4 protein-coding genes and 2 pseudogenes are annotated in these 3720 nt (G+C 51.1%); all 6 read right to left on the bottom strand.

Annotated elements, in window-relative coordinates; genetic code table 11:
- Window positions 1-422, bottom strand: a pseudogene (locus KUC_RS12195) (hypothetical protein); the annotation flags it as partial.
- A gap of 92 nt (window positions 423-514) precedes the next feature.
- Entirely contained in the window at window positions 515-961 is a 447-nt protein-coding gene (locus KUC_RS12190) for a hypothetical protein (RefSeq protein ID WP_007113503.1), read from the bottom strand.
- Window positions 951-1181, bottom strand: coding sequence for a hypothetical protein (locus KUC_RS12185; protein ID WP_244264795.1), 231 nt, complete (start codon window positions 1179-1181; stop codon window positions 951-953). The genes KUC_RS12190 and KUC_RS12185 overlap by 11 nt, the downstream gene beginning before the upstream one ends.
- A 187-nt stretch (window positions 1182-1368) precedes the next feature.
- Entirely contained in the window at window positions 1369-2364 is a 996-nt protein-coding gene (locus KUC_RS19110; RefSeq protein ID WP_007113501.1) for a hypothetical protein, read from the bottom strand.
- Entirely contained in the window at window positions 2354-2560 is a 207-nt protein-coding gene (locus tag KUC_RS12175; protein WP_040480788.1) for a hypothetical protein, read from the bottom strand. Before KUC_RS12175 ends, KUC_RS19110 begins: the two co-directional genes overlap by 11 nt.
- Window positions 2561-2771: 211 nt before the next feature.
- Window positions 2772-3720: pseudogene (locus KUC_RS19700) on the bottom strand (hypothetical protein); the annotation flags it as partial.

The following is a 3720-nucleotide window of genomic DNA, read 5'->3' as shown; positions in this document are numbered from 1 at the left end:
TCTTCCTGGATCTTCTTTACGCTGGCCTCGTCCATATCCCGCCAGTAGAGCGGGTTGCGGCCTTTTCGCTGATCGGCGGCAGCGGTGGTGGGGTCTTTATGGCGATGAATCTCTAGGCCGGGTACATCAGGCAACGGCTGAGAGACGTCCATATAGCGCTGCAGGAACTGCCAGGCTGCGACCAGTTCGCCGGGCATTTTGGTCGGCGGAAACTGGGCGTCGAGTTTCTGGCGTGTCTGCTGGAAGGGGTGGTAGAGGATCAGTGAGTAGGTGGCACTGCCCTGTGTGTCGGGGGAGCTTTGGAGAAAGGCATCATACTCCCAGAAGGGGGCTTCCAAGCGTTGCTCCCAGGCTTTTTTGGGGTAGTAAATGGTGAATAAACCTGTCTTACGGTTAGCTTGCCAAAGAGGAGAGTTTTTCATCCCTAGGAAAATATCCGGATGTTTTTTAAGCAACCAATCACCAAATTTATAAAACGTGTAAAAAACAGCTGATAGAAAGAGAAGTGTTTTTATTAATCCTTTTGCAGCTTCCCAAGACCCCTCATAATCACCGTTAAAAAAAGCAGGGACAAACAAGAGTGGCACAAGGAAAAATAAAAAGAAAACTGAAATATACCCCCCCCCTTTACAGATTGCTGTCGTTGTGTAAAAAAACCTGCTACTGCTTTATAATGGGGCGGCATAACGCTCTGGTGATCATGACGCACCTTCATTCCCTTGAAGATATCATCGCCTTCCAAGTTTCTTTCATCACGCTGATCCTCCCAGTTCTGTGAGATAGCGATATTGTTATAGCCATACTCTTCTTTAGTTCCATTATCCTGAGTTCTGCGATTCCAGGATAGTCGCGAGCCAATGATGGTATCCCGCTCAGGGTTCGCCTCTTCCCACTGCTGGCGTTTGGTAGGTGTATAGGCCGTGTCGGCGTAGTAATCACCCAGGTTCTCTTTAGCGGACATTAAGCCTTTCCTTTATCCAGTAATCATCTGCGGCGCCCTTAGCGCTGAGGGCGGTCGACATATCCTCTGGCATCGCCGTCAGCGGTGCAGGTGCAGGGTAGATGCGTCTGCTGGGTCGTAGCGGTACCTGCGTCGCTTCACGGAATTGTACCTGAACGTCCCAGCGGTACTCGGTTACGCTACCGAAGCCCCGCATCGGCTCGTTGTCCGGGGAGTGCACATAGTAGGCGATGTGCTGCGCACCTCGGTGGCGGTATTAATGGCTTGGCGCGTATCAAATTGTCCCTGCCATAGACGTCCGATCGGCTGGGCCGTTTCATTAGGTGAAATATGTGTCTGCCGTATGGGCCAATAAAATAACGTGGGCCTCCTTGTGAAGGCCCTTTGATTGGCTAGCCTTTGGTGGCCTAGCGCAGGCGGATATTCTTGCGATACTTCTCTTCCTGGATCTTCTTTACGCTGGCTTCGTCCATATCCCGCCAGTAGCTTGGATTGCGCCCTTTTCGCTCATCGGCGGCAGCGGTGGCGGGGTCTTTGTGGCGGTGAATCTCTAGGCCGGGCACATCCGGCAACGGCTGAGAGACATCCATATAGCGCTGCAAGAACTGCCAGGCCGCGACCAGTTCACCGGGCATTTTGGTCGGCGGAAACTGGGCGTCCAGCTTCTGGCGGACTTGCTGGAAGGGGTGATAGAGGATCAGTGAGTAGGTGGCACTGCCCTGGGTATCGGGGGAACTCTGTAGAAAGGCGTCATACTCCCAAAAGGGGGCTTCGAGGCGTTTCTCCCAAGCATTTTTGGGTTCATATATCGTGAATAGGCCTGTCTTACGGTTGGCTTGCCAAAGAGGGCCTTTCCGCATTCCAAAGAAAACCTCTGGATATTTTCTTTCTATGTATCTGCCTCCCTTCCAAAGCATTAAACAAGGCAATATTAACGGGATAAGATAATAGAATCCGTCACGAGACATCTCATAAAAATAGCTAAAATCTTCACTCCCAAGAACCCAAAAGAGCAAAGCACCAAATATAATCAAACACAATACGAACAGAAACAAACAGAAAAAACCAATCGAGAAAGCCATGGTAATATGAAGGTATTTCGCCATAGACGTATAGTTTGGCGGCATAATACTTTGGTGATCATAACAAACCTTCATTCCCTTGAAGATGTCATCTCCTTCCAAGCTTTTTTCAACACGCTGATCCTCCCAGTTCTGTGAAATGGCGATATTGTTATAACCATACTCTTCGTTCGTTCCATTATCCTGCGTACGTCGGCTCCAGGATAGCCGCGACCCGATAATGGTATCCCGCTCAGGGTTCGCCTCTTCCCAATGCTGGCGCTTGGTGGGCGTATAGGCCGTGTCGGCGTAGTAATCACCCAGGTTCTCTTTAGCGGACATTAAGCCTTTCCTTGATCCAGTAGTCATCTGCGGCGCCCTTAGCGCTGAGGGCGGTCGACATATCCTCTGGCATCGCCGTCAACGGTGCAGGTGCAGGGTAGATGCGTCTGCTGGTGCGCAGCGGTACCTGCGTCGCTTCACGAAATTGTACCTGAATGTCCCAGCGGTACTCGGTCACGCTACCGAAGCCTCGCATTGGCTCGTTGGCCGGAGAGTGCACATAGTAGGTGATGTGCTGCGCACCTCGGTGGCGGTATTAATGGCTTGGCGAGCATCGAAATGCCCCTGCCATAGACGCCCGATCGGCATGGCTGTTTCATTAGGTGAGGTATGTGTTTGCCGTATTGGCCAATAAAGTAACGTGGGCCTCCTTGTGAAGGCCCTTTAATTGGCTAACCTTTGGTGGCCTAGCGCAGGCGGATATTCTTGCGATACTTCTCTTCCTGGATCTTCTTTACGCTGGCCTCGTCCATGTCCCGCCAGTAGCTTGGATTGCGCCCTTTTCGCTCATCGGCGGCAGCGGTGGTGGGGTCTTTGTGGCGGTGAATCTCCAGGCCGGGCACATCCGGCAACGGCTGAGAGACATCCATATAGCGCTGCAAGAACTGCCAGGCCGCGACCAGTTCACCGGGCATCTTGGTCGGCGGGAACTGGGCGTCGAGTTTCTGGCGTATCTGCTGGGAGGGGTGATAGAGAATCAGCGAATAAGTGGCACTGCCCTGGGTATCGGGGGAACTCTGTAGAAAGGCGTCATACTCCCAAAAGGGGGCTTCCAGGCGTTTCTCCCAGGCTTTTTTTGGGTCATAAATGGTGAATAGGCCTGTCTTACGGTTGGCTTGCCAAAGAGGGCCTTTTCTTGTTCCGTAGATAACATTTGGCTTGTTTTTAGCCAACCATTCTCCCCCTTTCCACAAAACCATAAGAAATAAGGCAATTGGTAAAGTAAGCTCAGCCATTCCCAAGGCGGCTATAAAGGAGTCCTTTATCCTTCCATTAAAAATTGCCATTAAGAAAAGACCAACAGAAGAGACGGCCAGGACAAATAAGCTTAAATACATTCCACCTTTTCCTATGGCCATCGCCATAAACAAAAAATGCGCACTGGCCTTGTAGTTTGGTGGCATTATAACTTGATGGTTATAGTGTGTTTTCAAGCCATCGAAAATGCCATCATCTTCTAGCCCTTTTTCAACACGCTGACTTTCCCAGTTCTGTGAAATGGCGATATTGTTATAACCATACTCTTCGTTCGTTCCATTATCCTGCGTACGTCGGCTCCAGGATAGCCGCGACCCGATAATGGTATCCCGCTCAGGGTTCGCCTCTTCCCACTGTTGGCGCTTGGTGGGCGTATAA

It is taken from the genome of Vreelandella boliviensis LC1 (assembly GCF_000236035.1).
GTDB classification, from domain to species: domain Bacteria; phylum Pseudomonadota; class Gammaproteobacteria; order Pseudomonadales; family Halomonadaceae; genus Vreelandella; species Vreelandella boliviensis.
The sequence above is the reverse complement of the archived record's forward strand: the minus strand, read 5'-3'. Positions and strand labels throughout refer to the sequence as shown.